This is a genomic window from Wolbachia endosymbiont of Tuta absoluta (assembly GCF_059414725.1).
The window spans coordinates 1-14,684 of record NZ_JBNRJY010000499.1 but is presented as its reverse complement, the minus strand read 5'-3'; the positions used below and the strand labels follow the sequence as shown (position 1 = coordinate 14,684).

At 34.6% G+C, this 14,684-nt stretch carries 11 protein-coding genes and 1 pseudogene; 6 read left to right on the top strand and 6 right to left on the bottom strand.

From position 1 onward, the window contains the following. The coding region (locus ACJ5GX_RS05575; protein ID WP_495292788.1) for an NADH-quinone oxidoreductase subunit D at nt 1–903 on the bottom strand (903 nt) is incomplete at its 3' end. A 265-nt stretch (nt 904–1,168) separates the two neighbouring features. Between ACJ5GX_RS05575 and ACJ5GX_RS05570 the strand changes: the two genes are divergently transcribed. The 6 genes from ACJ5GX_RS05570 (at nt 1,169) to ACJ5GX_RS05545 (ending at nt 9,912) form a co-directional block, all read left to right on the top strand. After that, nucleotides 1,169–1,690: a cytochrome b gene (locus ACJ5GX_RS05570; protein WP_052264812.1), complete on the top strand. Its 522-nt coding sequence runs from the start codon at nt 1,169–1,171 to the stop codon at nt 1,688–1,690. Nucleotides 1,691–1,695: 5 nt separating this feature from the next. Then, nucleotides 1,696–2,691 carry an NAD(P)H-dependent flavin oxidoreductase gene (locus ACJ5GX_RS05565; RefSeq protein WP_007302056.1) on the top strand — a complete coding sequence of 332 codons (996 nt, stop codon included), beginning with the start codon at nt 1,696–1,698 and terminating at the stop codon, nt 2,689–2,691. Nucleotides 2,692–2,823: 132 nt separating this feature from the next. Continuing rightward, nucleotides 2,824–4,188, top strand: a complete 1,365-nt coding sequence (locus tag ACJ5GX_RS05560) for a DUF350 domain-containing protein (protein ID WP_096097206.1) — start codon at nt 2,824–2,826, stop codon at nt 4,186–4,188. Between the two features lie 104 nt (nt 4,189–4,292). Beyond that, nucleotides 4,293–4,658, top strand: a complete 366-nt coding sequence (locus tag ACJ5GX_RS05555) for a hypothetical protein (protein ID WP_007302058.1) — start codon at nt 4,293–4,295, stop codon at nt 4,656–4,658. Nucleotides 4,659–4,709: 51 nt separating this feature from the next. Beyond that, on the top strand, nt 4,710–7,064 hold the full coding sequence (locus tag ACJ5GX_RS05550; protein WP_007302059.1) for a VirB4 family type IV secretion/conjugal transfer ATPase: 2,355 nt from the start codon (nt 4,710–4,712) through the stop codon (nt 7,062–7,064). After that, nucleotides 7,045–9,912: a hypothetical protein gene (locus ACJ5GX_RS05545; protein ID WP_495292787.1), complete on the top strand. Its 2,868-nt coding sequence runs from the start codon at nt 7,045–7,047 to the stop codon at nt 9,910–9,912. Before ACJ5GX_RS05550 ends, ACJ5GX_RS05545 begins: the two co-directional genes overlap by 20 nt. 245 nt (nt 9,913–10,157) lie before the next feature. On the opposite strand, the gene ACJ5GX_RS05540 is transcribed toward ACJ5GX_RS05545, so the two are convergent. The 5 genes and pseudogenes from ACJ5GX_RS05540 to ACJ5GX_RS05520 form a co-directional block, all read right to left on the bottom strand. Beyond that, complete coding sequence (locus ACJ5GX_RS05540) at nt 10,158–11,231, bottom strand: ankyrin repeat domain-containing protein (protein WP_007302061.1); 1,074 nt, start codon at nt 11,229–11,231, stop codon at nt 10,158–10,160. 90 nt (nt 11,232–11,321) lie between these two features. Beyond that, the gene (locus ACJ5GX_RS05535) at nt 11,322–12,101 is read right to left on the bottom strand and encodes an SDR family oxidoreductase (protein ID WP_007302062.1); all 780 of its coding nucleotides are present in this window, start codon (nt 12,099–12,101) and stop codon (nt 11,322–11,324) included. A gap of 5 nt (nt 12,102–12,106) precedes the next feature. After that, complete coding sequence (locus tag ACJ5GX_RS05530; protein WP_052264810.1) at nt 12,107–12,751, bottom strand: alpha/beta hydrolase; 645 nt, start codon at nt 12,749–12,751, stop codon at nt 12,107–12,109. 97 nt (nt 12,752–12,848) lie between these two features. Continuing rightward, on the bottom strand, nt 12,849–13,214 hold the full coding sequence (locus ACJ5GX_RS05525) for a hypothetical protein (RefSeq protein WP_006014880.1): 366 nt from the start codon (nt 13,212–13,214) through the stop codon (nt 12,849–12,851). A gap of 94 nt (nt 13,215–13,308) precedes the next feature. Next, nucleotides 13,309–14,607 (bottom strand): annotated as a pseudogene (locus tag ACJ5GX_RS05520) (aminopeptidase family protein P); the annotation flags it as partial. Nucleotides 14,608–14,684: the final 77 nt, after the last annotated feature.

Genomic DNA, 14,684 nt, shown 5'->3' with positions numbered 1-14,684 from the left:
GGATTCTTTCATTTCTGCTCTTGGCGGTGGAGAAATTTTTCTATCTTCAGTTTTTATTGGCCCTTCAGGCATTTTCTCTATGCATTGCTTCACCAAGCTAACAGACTGCCTAATCTCTGCCATTCTTACTAAATAACGATCATAACAGTCACCATTTTGGCCGATAGGTATATCAAAATCTAACTGATCATATATCTCATATGGCTGGCTTTTTCGCAAGTCCCAAGCAAGTCCAGCAGCACGGAGCATTGGTCCACTAAAGCCCCAATCAAGCGCCTGTTTTATTGATATTTCACTAATTCCTACAGTGCGTTGCTTCCATATCCTATTTTCCGTTAAAAGTTCATCAACATCATCTATATACTTTGGAAATTGCTCTATAAATTTTGCAATATCTTCAATCAAACCTTCTGGGATATCTGCTGCAAGTCCACCTGGCCTTATATAAGCTGCGTGAAATCTTGCACCTGAGGCCCTTTCATAGAACTCGAGTATTTTTTCTCTCTCTTCAAAGAGCCATAAAAGAGGAGTCATCGCCCCAACATCAAGTGCTTGAGAAGAGATATTTAGTAAATGATTTAGTATTCTTGTCAGCTCACAAAACAAAACACGCAAATATTTTGCTCTAATTGGAATTTCACATTGCAACAATTTCTCTACACACAACGAATATGCATGCTCTTGTGACATTGGCGACACATAATCAAGGCGGTCAAAATAAGGCAGAGCTTGAAGATATGTTTTATGTTCTATCAATTTTTCAGTGCCACGGTGCAAAAGCCCAATATGGGGGTCTGCTCTCTCGATCACTTCACCATCCATCTCTAAAACAAGTCGTAGCACCCCATGTGCAGCTGGGTGCTGAGGACCAAAATTTAGCATCATTGTCTTTAGATCAGGCATGCTTTGGTAGCTTAAGGTATTGGAATTGTATAGGGTAAAATGTGCTTAAAGTCAATAGGCTTCTTGTACAAGCTATAACTCATCGTTACAATAGAAAAACTCTCAAAAACTTCACCACTTCTTCATAATCTGATAGACAATGTTTATGTGTCACATACAATTATTGCACTTATGTTGATCAAGGCAGCGAAATTATGTATAGATAATTTTGATTGAGAAATAGTTTTTCTACTATATAAATTCTACTTTAGAGTAATCAAAATTAATGAAAGACAATAAATATAGTTTAGGTTTAAGGATCATTCATTGGTTAATGTCTGCTTTTATTATTGGCATGCTTTGTTCTGGGCTGTACATGAAAAGTTTGCCGATTAGCAGTGAAATTAAATTCAGCATATACGCTGTTCATAAGGCTTGTGGTATCACCGTTCTTGGATTAATTATAGTACGTATATTTTTTCGCGTCTTTACTTATGTTCCGCCATTACCAGCCAATTTTTCTCGATTTGTAATCAATGCGAGCAAAACGATACACTTTGGTTTATATGCTTTGATGGTGCTAATGCCACTATCTGGTTATGTCATGTCTTCTGCTTCTAGCAAAGAGATCAAATATTTTTTTCATATCCCTTTATTAATTAACCATAATGCAGATCTAGCTAGTGCAGCTAATCAGTTACACTCGATACTTGCATATTTTATGATACTCTTTATAGCCTTGCATATAATTGGTGCTTTAAAACACACATTTATAGATAAACAAAACATTTTTAAACGTATGATATAGGTTATATGTTAAGTAGCCTCTGGAAAAAAGGAACAAATTTTCTCGGTAGTGAGTTTGCCATAATGGGTGGCGCTATGAGCTGGGTTTCAGAGAGAAATTTGGTTTCAGCAATCTCAAATGCTGGTGGATTTGGCGTGATTGCTTGCGGTGCAATGTTTCCAGACTTACTGAAAAAAGAAATCATAGAGACACAGAAATTAACTAACAAACCATTTGGTGTAAATCTAATTACTATGCACCCAAAGTTGAGTGAGTTGATAGATGTGTGCATTGAAACGAAAGTAAGCCATATAGTGCTTGCCGGTGGACTACCAACGAAGCCTAATATAGAAAAAATCAAGAGTGCGGGCATTGAAGTTATGTGTTTTGCACCAGCATTAAGCCTCGCGAAAAGGTTAGTAAAAATGGGAGTAGATGCGTTAATAATAGAAGGTATGGAAGCAGGAGGACATATCGGTCCTGTTAGCACTTCTGTTCTCGCACAAGAGATATTACCTCATTTTAAAAATGAGAAAACACCGGTGTTTGTTGCAGGTGGAATAGGAAGAGGCGAAATGATAGTGAACTACCTAGAAATGGGAGCAAGTGGCTGTCAAATAGGTACATTATTTGTCTGCACGAATGAGTCAATCGCTCACAAAAATTTTAAAGAAGTATTCATCAAATCAGCTGCGCGTAATGCTGTATCTTCTGTGCAGATTAGTGCTGATTTCCCTGTAATTCCAGTAAGGGCTATAGTTAACAAAGCAAGTGACGATTTTATGGAGCATCAAAGAGACATTATTGATAAATATCAAAATGGAGAAATCTCAAAAGAAAATGGGCAGCTTGAAATAGAAAAGTTCTGGGCTGGAGCCTTAAGAAGGGCAGTAATTGATGGAGATGTTGAAACAGGATCTTTAATGGCCGGTCAAAGTGTTGGCATGGTTGATAGAGAAAAGCCTGTAAAAGAAGTGATAGATATGTTAGTTCAACAGGCAAGCAATTATGTTGAAATGTAAAATCAGTAATCAGCAAAGAAAATAGTTAGCAAATTGCTATAATTATCCGCAATAAGGCATAACTGCCCAGTTTTAATGTAAAATTAACGCTAAAGAGGTATTCATACATTTTGTTATGTATGGAGAAATGTTATGCTAAGTCGTTTTGCAAAACATCAGAAGAGTAAAGAAGATATTAATCAACAATTGTACAATGCTATATACAAAAAGGTCACAAAAAAAACACATAATAATGAAAGTCCAAAAAAGGGAGATGGGACTATCACAGAATGCATAGAATTGTTCAACAAAGAAGCTGATCCTAACATATTAATTAAATTAGCAAAATTACTGAGAGAGCAAGAAAAATATTATAATTATTACACCGAGAAATTTCTTCCAGCATTGGAAAAAGAAGTGATAGAGTCAGAGGAATTAATGAAACCTTCAGTACTTAACAATGAAGAAAAATCATCACAAAGATCACCAACAAGAAGAGGAAAAATATTAGGAATAATTTCAGAGATTACAGGGATTACTAATAAAAGTAGTGACAAAGATCATTCTAGTAGCACTATTCAAAATCAGAAAAGTCTTAGAAGTAATCAAGCAAATAGACAAAATAATACTATGGAACTATTTAACAAAAAAAGTCTTTCTGGTGAAGTTGAAATTCCCAAAAATTCAGGTATTAATCCTCTGGAAAAGGATTCTTTAGCTAAGGGTGTAAGTGGAATAGGAATCTCTGGAACATATAATTCCTTGAGAAATTCAGGTTATTATGGTGCTTCAGCACATCCTACATCAAAACAATCGCAAGCAAGAAAGGAGATCGCACAATCACAATTGAATAGTCAATCTGATCTTTCGATTGATAGTAAAGATTTAAAAAATGAAAAGCCTAATATAACTGTGAATGCTGTAGAAGTGCCAAGCGGTGCAAATACTTCTAAACTCAGTAGTAGCAGTGACTTAGATAGTGGAATAAATTCATCTAGCTTGGCATCAAGTAGCAGAAGGAACAGCTTAACTTCAGTAACAAGCATTTCATCTGAGGAAAGTGTACACTTAAAATTAAACCCTGCTGAGAAAGATAATAGTTTGCAACTAGAAGATGAAGGAAAAACAAAATTAGCACATCCGAACAAAACAAGGCCCAAAGGCCCAAGCGGAAGAATATCCCCTTCTAAACATTATAAGAAGACTGAAGAAGGGCCTCATTGTGTGATCTCAGTGACAGGCAGTAAGGTAAAAGATACAATGCAATCCAATAATTATGAAAATAATAGTAAAAACAAAAATCTTCACGTCGCACTTGTAACAAGTTCTGCTCTCTTAGCAATAGGGTGCATTGTTGCAGGAGCAATGACATCAGGATTAGTAGGAGCAGGACTGTTTGTGGTGGCTGCGGTGTTTGCTACAGCAGCTGCTGCTGAATTGTGTTCAAACTTTCTGTCAAGTAAATTGACATCCATTAGTGTGAGTCCTCTTGTTGATAATAAAGAGCTAACACGGTGATAAAAGTTAAATATGAGTTACTTATGGTGAGCAAGTGAATTCGGTTCTTGCCTATTGATGTAAAAATTGTTACATTTGAGGAGTATCTTAAAGGTATTTAGCTGATGCGTATTCAATTGGGTAGAGTTTTTGCTATTGTAGCCCTGTTAAGTTTTATCTTCATGTCATGTTCTAGCAAAGCAAGTGATGAATTGAAAAATATACCAGGAACGTTGAAAGAACTTATTTCTTCATTTTCAGTTAAAGATACTGTAGAAAATATGAATCCTTCGACAATTATAGGGTTATGTATAGCTACAGTGATACTTGCAGTAGTGTTCAGAGGCCTAATTTTTTTCATGATAATATTTGGCGTACTGATCATGATGTTTGGAAGCACAGAAAAGGCAACAGATTACCTGAAAGAAAAATTCAACTTTGCAAAGGACATACAGTTACAATCCAATAACAAAAAAGAAGATAAGGATTAAGTAAGATAGATGATTCTTTATTATCTTTTTATTGAATACGCATGATATTGTATGCAACCAAAAGTACCAGCCACTAGATCTAATTCTGAAAAAAAGAACAATTTAGCGTTACTAGAAAGTATTAATTTAGATTTTATCCCTTATGCTTGCCACTACGATGAAGAAACTATACTAACAAAACAGGGGGAATTATTAAAAATAATCAAATTAGAAGACTATTCTTCAGTTGATAACTATGGTGATCTTAGAACTGAAATTAGAAAAAGTATATCAAAAAATATCAAGAGTTTATATTTTACCGTTTGGATTCACACTGTCCGTAAGCGCAATAAACTGAGCTTACAGTGGAATAAAACTTCAGACTTTTCCGATCAGCTACACTCAACGTGGTTTAATAAACTAGTTGATAGTAAACTACAGTATATAAATGAGTTATACATTGTGGTGTTACTTAGTGATTTTGGCAAACATATTAATAATGCATTTTTTTTTGGCAGGATAAAGAATAGGCACAAGTTATTTTTACAAAAAAATCATCAAGAATTACAAAAAATAACTGACCTGATTCAAAAAGATTTAGAACCTTTTGGAGCTAAAAAACTGGGCCTTAGGTCTAGTGAAGGCAAAATATATTCTCAAATGATGGAATTTCTCCATTACATTATTACATTAACGCACAAAGATTATCCAATATGTGAAAGGGATCTATCGCAGCATGTTAAAAATTTAAAAGTAGCTTTTGGTTTCAATAAATTTCAAACATCGTTTGAAGGTCAACAGAAGTTTGGTTCTATTTTTTGCATAAAGGAATATCGAGAAATCCCCTTAGAAAATATAGATAGGTGTTTGCAACTTGACTCTGAGCTTATCATCACAGAAATAATAATATTTACTAGTAATAATAAAGCAGTAAAAGAATTCAAAAAACAAATTAATATACTGCAAATCAGTGAGGACAATACCTTACTTCAAAACTCAGGAATAAATGAAATAATAGAGCTTGAAAAAATTTCTGCTATGGATTTTTGTCAACAGAAAATTATTGTTACAATCTTTGCAGATGATAAGAATAGGTTAGCTAAAAATATCAGTGATTTATCCTCTGTAATGTCGTTAATCGGGTTGATGATGTTTAGGACTGATCTGCACATGGAAAATCATTTTTGGGCACAGCTTCCTGGAAACTTTGCTTTTGTTACACAACCAAAAAATATATTAGAAAAATATGCTTGCAGCTTTGCTATGTTGCATGATTTTACATCAGGTACGTTAAAAGGAGGAAGATGGAAAGAAGCAGTAACAGTTTTTTTTTCAAAAAAAGGCAGTCCTTACTTTTTTAACTTTCATGGAAAGAAAAATAATGGTCATACCACAATACTTGGAGCTCCAAATTCAGGTAGAACCTCACTGATCAATTTCTTACTTTCGGAATCAAGAAAATTTAACCCTAGGATTGTTATATTGGATAATACTGGAAAATCAATAATATTTACTAAAGCAGTAAGCGGCCAATATTACATAATTGATCCAAAATATAAAGATAAAAGTCTAAAATTTAACCCACTGAACATTGAAGATAGTGCTTCTAATCGCAATATGCTTGTTGAATTGATCAAAAGGATGGTTGCAGATGCAAGTTTGGTAGACGTAGAAGAAAAGACAAAAAAAATTGTAGATTCTATATTTGCTATACCAAGAGAATCGCGATCTATTTCTCAAATTTCTGAAGTGCTTTTACTTCTTGGAGGCAAAATAAGTAAATGGTGTGGTGAAGGTGAATTTGCTTACTTATTCCAAGATGGTGATGAGTCAGACATTGACTGGGGAACAAAAACTATATCCCTCAATACTGCAAATCTCACTAAGCAAAAAGAATGTATGTCCGTGATACTTTACTATTTCTTATACTCTTTCGAAGCAAAATGTGATGGCTCACCTGCAATACTTGTTTTGGATGAAGCATGGGAGATAAGTAATATTTTTCCTACAGAGGGAGAGTTTGACGACTGGATGCAAAGAATGACAAAGTTAAATGTTGTAGTAATTCTAAGTACTGAAAACTTAAACCTAGCATTTGCTAGCAAGTTTACTCAATATTTAGATAAGCATGTCGATACGAGAATCCTGATGCCGAACATCAATGCAAACAGATTATACATGAAGGCATTTTCTCTGTCGAAAGAGGAACTGAATGTCATTTTGCAAACACCAACACAGGAAGGTTTATTTTTGATAAAGCAATACAAAGGTTTAGTAACTTTAAATCTAGATTTGAAGAATATGAAAGAAATACATGTACTTTCAGCTAATAAAGAGACTATAAAGTATATGTATGAAGCAATAAAGGAAAAAGGCGAAAAAGTGAGTAAGTGGTTACCGGCGTTCTATGAAAAATGTAAAGCTTAATTTTTTATTGATATTCTCCTTGATATTTTGTCTTTCTTATCAAGGATATGCTGATTGTCCAACATTTGTAAAAAGTAATACTGAAATTGAAACTACAGGAAGTAAAGCAGGAAAAGGTATTGCGAATTTTTTTAAAGGCAAGTGGAGCGATTTAGATTTTGACGAAAAATTATTGCAATTTATTAAAGTTACAGCAGTAAATAATCAGGAACCAGAAGGTTACTTCGATCCAAAGATTAAGGTCTGCGATTACGAAGGGAACGACAACTGTTATATATTATCCAGTGGAACATTCTGCCGCCAGATATATGGAACGCAGAGTACAGGAGCTGGAGTTTCTGCAGCAGCTTTTATAGATTGGGAAGGAGATAAAACAAAAGCTGGAGGAGAAATTGCCCAAGGTCTTGGATGGGAATGGGCAGATGGTGTTACTGATGAAGAAAAAGTAAAATTTGCTAATTCTCCTAAGATATGTGCTTGTAGTCAAAAAGGGGCTTGTATGTCAGGAATTTCTTCATGGGGCTCTAGAGTATTTTCTGGGGAAAATATTTTTCGTCCTGGAGAGATGGAAAAAGTTTGTGATACATGCTATCAAACAAAAGTAAAGTGTGCCCCTGTGCAACTTGCACCTGGCCCACCTGCATTTTGTGAACAACTTGCGATGTCACCACCACAAGTTAGAATTGTCCCTATAACAAATGAAGAAAATGATTATTTCCATCCAAGAGTTGGAGTCATTATTGGTGAGCTGAAGGAAAGAAGAGAGCTACCTTTTCCACGCGTTATTTCAAGTAATAAAAACATTCAAAGTGCTACATACTCTATTCCAGATAAAGATACCCACCATCACTTTAAAACTTATAGAAAAAAAGGTCAGCTCTGCGCTGAATATTATGGTACTGAAAAAGAAGAATCAAAAAGAAAATTACAATTTCCTGCCCGTTGTTTTCCATCACCAACTGCTCCAAAGCCTGAGGAAATAAAGGTAATAAATGAAAATACGCTAGAGGTAAAAATGAAGATGGATGAGAGAGTTTGTACTGAGAGGGCACGTGGAACTCACAATAATGGAGTCTGTACTTTTAATGTTAATGCTGACACCAGTCGCTCTATAGAAGTCGGCCCTCTATTCTTAAAAGTAGTAAAGCCGGCAATAGTAGAAAAAACAACTGGTACCGGTAACATAAAAAGCGATATCGATAACATAATAGAAGGTATATTAAAAAATAATTCGCAATTTGAAGTTCTAGAAAAATATGGATATGTTCCCGATATTGAAACAGAATGTAAAGAGCTTCAGAATGGTAAGTGCAAACTAGATGGCTCAGGATATCCAAAAGTAGAAATAAAATATAAAGAAAATCCTAAAAGTAAAATGCTATGCCTTTCTGGTTGGCAGCCAGAACCGGAGGAATTCGTTCTTGAAAAAGGAAGTGAGCTAATATCACTGAAGTCAATGAGAGCAAGCTATGCTAAACACAATACTGTTTACTCGAAAGAATCAAATCAATCTTATTATTTTCCTTGCAAAAAAGGGGGAATTATTGAATTAGTTGATGTTTTAGCAAAGCCACAAGATGCACTGAATGAAATAATATTTAATAAAAAAGGATATATTTCCATTCCTGCTGAAAATAAGTCTAGAGATAACTGCATGGCAAAAGAGGATAAAGAGGTAGATACAAAACAAAATTGTGACAAATGCAAAATAGTATATGAGTTAACAGATGGAAAGTATGAAGAAAAAAACTGTAATCACGGTGATGATGGTTGCCTCTGCTTTGATGGAGTATGTAGTCGCTCAACACAGTATGTAGATAAGAATGATAAACTATTTTACTTAAGATATGAGGAAGTGGATTGCAAGGATAAGGATGGTAAAACAGTAAAAAACGAGAAAGGTGAAATACAAAAGTGCACACAATTAAAAAATCAACCGATTAAAGCAAATAGAACAGAAGTTTTTTATGCTGATAAATTGTGTAGGTTCGATTTAGAGGGTTTAAAAAAGAGATTACGTGAAATAATAATAGCACAATTGAAACATAAGAAGCAGATTATTGAAAACAGGGATCAAAAACTTTATGAGCTTGGAGATGGCTCTACAGATGATCTGTCAATGTATGATTACGTTGAAATAGAAGCATGGGGAGGTGGTGAAGCTGGTCATATAGATGGTAAAGCTCAGTCTACTGTAAGTAGACTAGGAATGCCAGGTGATTACATTAAAGCTAAACTGAGAGTCAACCCTAGTTATCCATATATTAAAGTAAAAGTAACAGAAGGAGGTGGTGGACAAGAAAATGATAAATCTAACAAGGATGGGGGACCAACTTTAATAAAAATGTGCAGAGACTCTTCAGAAACAATTTGTAAAGATTTAATTACTGTTGCAGGCGGAGGTACATACAGAACCTATGGGGGAAAGAATTACAAAGATACAATAATTCATGAACAAAGTTTAAAATTAAAAGAAGAAATTAAGAAAGGGGACAAGCTAAACTCTAGTAAAGATAATAAAATAGCATATATAGAAAATGGTGAGATTGGGTATAAAGATGTAACAAAATGTAGTAAAAACTACGTGAATAAAACATATGGTGCTGGTGGTTGTATCAACGAAAGCAGCAAAAGTTATAGCAAGGGCGCTCCTGGTTATGTGAAAATTAAACCTATATTTGAGGAAATTAATGAAAAAAGAGTAAAAAAAATAGATGATGCTATTGAAAAAATGATACAAAATCCAGATGACATCACAGGTATTGATGATTCCTTAATAAATAAACTTGATAAAAAGATTATTGATACAATTAAAGAAGAAATTAGAAAAGAATTGTTAGGTCTATAGTCAAAGAACCCTGATGGTTGCAAATGGGGTAAAGTCGAATTTACATCACTGAGACAGATGCATGTCAAACCAGTGTTTCTTTTCTTGTATCTCAGTTCCCATAATGTCATCCCAGTGCGTGACACCCATTTCTTTCTAGTGCTTCCTTCCTTGTCATCACAGCTTCCATAATGTCATTCGAGTAGCTGACACTGGAATCCATGTAAATTTAACTGGACACCAATGTCACAAACTAGTTTTCTCATCTATCTTATTTTGCTACTCTGCTGAACAGATACGTCAATTTCATCTACTGATGAGCTAGGTCTGCTGTCCTTTATATGTTGTACCAAAAGCTCCATAATTTTTTTTTGCTCATAAAATTGCTGAAATGAATATATTCCATTCGAGCCAACTAACACGAAGAATCCTCCTTGTACATTTGGAGGATTATCATGCCAGCTAATTTTTCTTACGTATTCAGCAGCTTGTAAGGAAGTATCTCCTGAAAGGTTTTTAATATTAGGATCAGCACCTTTTTCTAGCAGTAATCTTGCCATTTTTTCATTACCTTTCATAGCTGCTATATGTAGAGGTGTATTGCCAAGCTGATTGCCAATATTGACATCCACCCCTTCTACACTAAGTAATAATTGAGCTACCTCGTCATGGCCATTATCAATAGCTACACACAAAGGATTCATACTGGTATCACAGCCATTGACTTTAGCACCATTATCAAGAAGCAACTTAACTACTGCTGCATGCCCATTCTGAGCAGCTAGATACAAGGGTGTGACATTATTTTTTTTATCTACTATGTTAACATCAGCATTTTTTGTGCTAATTAATAGTTCAACTATTTCAGTATGTCCGTTCTGAGAGGCTAAGTACAGAGCTGTTATACCAAATTCATTGTCTTTAGCATCAATCTCAATTTCTTGAGTATTAAGTAACACCTTTACAACTTCTACAAGTCCATTTTGAGCAGCAATATGTAAAGGTGTCTTACCATCAGTACAGTCTTTTATATTGGGATCAGCTCCCGCTTTAATTAACTCCTCTACTATAGCTTTGCTTTTAGCTACAACAGCAAAGTGTAAAACTGTACTGCCTTTAGTAGTTCTTGCATGAATATTAGCTTCTTTACTGATTAGTAACTTTACTACGTCTAAATGTCCTGAATAAACAGCAAAATGCAAGGCTGTAAATCCTTTTTTATCCTTGATATTGATATCAGTTTTTACATTAAGTAATAACCTAACTTCATTTATGTTACCATTATAAGCGGCTTGATGTAATAGAATATTTTCAACCGGGAGCGATTGAGTGCTGAACATATTTACCTCTATATAATAGTATGCCTAGTGGTACTACATCAAAACAAGGAACATTCAAGAAAAATTTTTGCATCTGGCAATCTATTTTCTCTATTCTAATATATACAAACTCTTTAAACCCACCTTGTAATCAGGATAAACTAGAGAGACACCAAGGTCTTTTTTAATTTTAGTATTGCTTACTTTTTTTGACCCTAAATAAAAACCCCGTGCGTAATTTGGTACGGAAGAGATCTCAACTGGCTCTGGAGGGCTAATATTGAGAAGCTCGGCTGCATACGTGACCACTTCAGATTGCGTAGCAGGTAAATCATCTGCACAATTGTATATCTCATAAGGCTTTATATTTTGCATGGAAGAAAATAAAATATTCGATATATCTTCAACATGAACACGAGAAAAAATTTTTTTCACATTTCTTGCTTTGCCAAGCTGCAGGTCAATTAGCGCATTTCTACCAGGACCATATATCCCAGCCAAACGAAAAATATGTACAGGCAATTTGCTACTTAGCCACTTCTTTTCAGACTCAAGGCGCTTTTCTCCTCTAATTTCTATAGGCTTTGTTTCAGATTCCTCATTCACCCAATTACCACAGTGGTCACCATAAACATTAGTTGCAGACAGATAACCAAGCCATTTAATATTCTCCAGACAATGACCGTATCTCTCCATAACATCATCGCCGTCTGGAGGAATAGAAACTAAAACATGTGTTACGCTTTTAAGCAGATCTTGATCAACCTTTTCATAATCAAAAAGTTGTATATCTTTATTTCTTGATGTACCGTTAACTTTCCAGCCTAAATTTAGCAATTTTTTCGATAGAAATTTAGCTACATATCCGTAACCAAAGCAAAACAAGTGCATGGAAATTAATTTCCAAAATTTTTCTTGATAAACTCAACCCCTAACCTTATTCCTTCTTCATTAATAATATGGCCTAATCCATGAATTGGGTATCCTTGAGCGTTTACTCCATTTTCTTTCAGAGCTTTAACCGCTAAATCAAGGGAAGAAAAAGGTACCACATCATCAGCTTCACCATGAATAACACATATGCTGGGTTTTGATTTGATCTCCGGTGCAATTTTTGAAGGTGAAAGAAACCTACCAGAATATGCAACAACCGATGCACAAGACTGAAGCCGGGTAAGAGCCACATGTATTGCAAGCATTGCCCCTTGAGAAAATCCAACTAAAGAAAGCTGAGTATCTTTTAAATTAAGCTCCTTTAATTTTGTATCAATAAAATGATTTACAATTGATGCAGCATTTTTCACCCCATTATATAGTGCTTCTTCACTACGATCCTCTAAACTAAACCACTGATAACCATCACCTATTTCCCTCTCAAACGGAGCATTCGGTACCACAAAACATGAATCAGGCAAAAACTTGCTCATAACTTTAGCAAGATGCACGAAATTATCGCCACTTGAGCCCCAACCATGAAAAAAAATAATCAAATTTTTCTTATTTCCATTTGGGCAAATTTCTTGGCTTTTAAGTTCAATCATCTCTTCATCCCTTTATGTTTATATTTAACTCTATGGTAATACTAAATTTGAGGAACAAGACCTCACTACTGCTATAGCTCTTTGATATGAATAAATACTACTTAGCTTCAACTTTCTCTATCAATTTCTTGACCAAGCCTCTCAATCTTCTGCTGGAATCATCAAGCTCTTGAATTTGTGAAGCATCTTTTCTCATGAGCTCTTTGTGATTACTCTTTATGTAATCATACATTTCCTTCATCTGAGCAATCATCTTGTTGATATCCATACCACCCATATCAGGTATCATGCTAGGCATATTTCCTTCTAGCATACCGCCAGCCATAAGTTGCTGAGACATTTGCATGAATGGCTTTAAGGTCTGTTGAAGCAAATTAGGGTCGCTTGCCAATTTTTCTATTTGCTCTTTGCAAGTATCCATGTACTGCTTCATAAATTCATCATCTTGCACTTTATCTGTCATAATTACACCTATTTGAAACTAATATTATATATTGTTTTTAATTAAAAACAATACAAGAACAACTATATTAATACTTGATTAAATGACAAATTAACTATTTTAAAGGTTCACATACTCTCTTTAACCATTCCTTATCTTTTATGCCATTTTCTATATTTTTATAAACAAATTGGTGATAGCTATTTATCCATTTAACTTCATCTTCAGTAAGCATTTGTATATCTATTAGCTTTTTATCATAAGGAACAGAGGTCAATTGTTTAAAGCTTAAAAAGACGTTTTCTCGCCTTTCAATATACACCAGATTCTCAATTCTTATTCCATACTTTCCTGGAATATAATAACCAGGCTCGTTAGAAAGTATCATGCCTGGAATGAGTTCCACTTTATTTCCTCTTGATATTGCTTGCGGTCCTTCGTGTACCGAAAGGTAACTTCCTACTCCATGTCCTGTACCGTGCATGTAATCCATTCCAAATTTCCATAAATGTATACGCGCTAATATGTCCAATTCTCCACCAGTAGTGCCAGAAGGAAAGACCGCACTTGCTATCGCAATGTGAGCTTTTAATACTATTGTGTAGTGAGCTCGTTGCTCATTGGTTGGACTACCAATTGCTATAGTTCTTGTAACATCGGTTGTGCCATCAAGGTACTGACCACCAGAGTCAATTAAATACAGCCCATCTTCTTGAATGACTTTATTTGTCTTATTGCTTGCACGGTAATGAATGATTGCTCCATTCTCGTTGAATGCTGAAATTGTTGGAAAACTCGGTTGCTTAAACAAATTCTGCTCTTTTCTGTATTCTAAAACTTTTTCTTCAGCTTCAAGCTCAGTAATTTCACTGTCAATATTGTTTTCAAGCCAATATAGAAAATTTATAACTGCTACTCCATCTTTGATGTGCGCACTTATAGCTCCAGTTATTTCAGTTTGATTTTTTACTGCTTTGTGAATCAAACAAGGATCCTCCTTCTCAATTATCTGCTTATTTTCTATTAGACCTCTTTCATTACTTATTGTCATCCCAGTGCTTGACACTGGGATCCATGCTTTTTTATTTCTGGTCAAGCACTGGAATGACACCGAAGCTGATTTTTCATTTAAATAATGGTTATACAAGGGATCTATTGCATTCATAATGCTCATTGGAGTCGTGCTTGGATCTATCACCACCAAATTTAACTTATGTAGTGAATTTTCTAGCTCACTAATATCAAAAACATTTATATGGTTATCAAAATTTGCTTCTATAGTTGAATGTTCTTTATCTTGAATAAATAAATCAACATTGGCATTTTTATACAATATAGCACGACCCAATATACAAGGAGTATATTCAGAACTTTCATTTCTTAAATTTAATAACCACGAAATTGAATTTGGATCGATCGCTCAAACAACACTAACTCGGAATCTCTCTGTTTCCAAAAATGCCTTTAGCAAAACCATGCAAAACCATATAA

Bases quoted from the DNA above. Each gene is read 5' to 3' on its own strand.
- ACJ5GX_RS05570 (WP_052264812.1), top strand. From the start codon at position 1,169: ATGAAAGACAATAAATATAGTTTAGGTTTAAGGATCATTCATTGGTTA.
- ACJ5GX_RS05565 (WP_007302056.1), top strand. From the start codon at position 1,696: ATGTTAAGTAGCCTCTGGAAAAAAGGAACAAATTTTCTCGGTAGTGAG.
- ACJ5GX_RS05560 (WP_096097206.1), top strand. From the start codon at position 2,824: ATGCTAAGTCGTTTTGCAAAACATCAGAAGAGTAAAGAAGATATTAAT.
- ACJ5GX_RS05555 (WP_007302058.1), top strand. From the start codon at position 4,293: ATGCGTATTCAATTGGGTAGAGTTTTTGCTATTGTAGCCCTGTTAAGT.
- ACJ5GX_RS05550 (WP_007302059.1), top strand. From the start codon at position 4,710: ATGCAACCAAAAGTACCAGCCACTAGATCTAATTCTGAAAAAAAGAAC.
- ACJ5GX_RS05545 (WP_495292787.1), top strand. From the start codon at position 7,045: ATGAAAAATGTAAAGCTTAATTTTTTATTGATATTCTCCTTGATATTT.
- ACJ5GX_RS05540 (WP_007302061.1), bottom strand. From the start codon at position 11,231: ATGTTCAGCACTCAATCGCTCCCGGTTGAAAATATTCTATTACATCAA.
- ACJ5GX_RS05535 (WP_007302062.1), bottom strand. From the start codon at position 12,101: ATGCACTTGTTTTGCTTTGGTTACGGATATGTAGCTAAATTTCTATCG.
- ACJ5GX_RS05530 (WP_052264810.1), bottom strand. From the start codon at position 12,751: ATGATTGAACTTAAAAGCCAAGAAATTTGCCCAAATGGAAATAAGAAA.
- ACJ5GX_RS05525 (WP_006014880.1), bottom strand. From the start codon at position 13,214: ATGACAGATAAAGTGCAAGATGATGAATTTATGAAGCAGTACATGGAT.